The 641-nt window shown below is 53.2% G+C and carries 2 protein-coding genes; both read right to left on the bottom strand.

Annotated elements, in window-relative coordinates; translation table 11 throughout:
* The coding region (locus HMPREF3101_RS12025) for a hypothetical protein (RefSeq protein ID WP_168160144.1) at positions 1 to 274 on the bottom strand (274 nt) is incomplete at its 3' end.
* A 186-nt stretch (positions 275 to 460) separates the two neighbouring features.
* Positions 461 to 641, bottom strand: a 181-nt coding sequence (locus tag HMPREF3101_RS12235) for a hypothetical protein (protein ID WP_210386156.1), incomplete at its 5' end; no start/stop codon positions are given.

The raw sequence follows: 641 nt of genomic DNA, 5'->3' as shown, positions 1-641 counted from the left end.
ACGCAAGATCAAAATATGGACCATCCACCACAGGGCGTAGATCCTCAGCGTGCTCACGCAGTTGCGCCTCATTGGCCTCAATGACAGGACCGAACTGCGCAAGAAATTCTTCCCATTTCGGGCCCACCCCATCAATCTCACGAGGCTGGCGCTTAAGACGCACCCGCGGGCGAAGAACAAGACCCGCGCTACCACCAGGATCCCCCCGAAAAGAACTATTCGCGATAGCCGCCCTGTCTAACTTCGCAAACTTCGGCAACCGCACAAACTGCACAAGCGACGACTCTGGTTCAGGTTCGCCATACAAAATCAACGTAGCTTCACTACGTAATTCAACCCCCCCAGGCAGGCTCTTCTTCCACTCAGTTTTCCTCCCCGAACGTGTATACCCGCGCTGCTCAAACCACGGGTCAAGCCCAGCAACTAAACGATTGCCCTGTGCCATTCTTCTTAATCCTTCCTAGGCCGTTCCATTCAGGATGCCTATTAACCTCTTTAGATCAGCAGCATTATCTGCATATATTTGGTGGAATCGCCCCTTTATCTTATCGCCCTGCTTCCACCCGATTTCATCGGCTTTTTCCTTGTTGGCACGCAGTTCAACAGCACCGGGTTCAGTCTTGGTGCCTGTCCCGTTGAGG

The sequence above is a fragment of the Corynebacterium sp. HMSC29G08 genome (genome assembly GCF_001806875.1).
Lineage (GTDB): Bacteria > Actinomycetota > Actinomycetes > Mycobacteriales > Mycobacteriaceae > Corynebacterium.
This window is presented reverse-complemented; position numbering and strand designations above follow the sequence as displayed.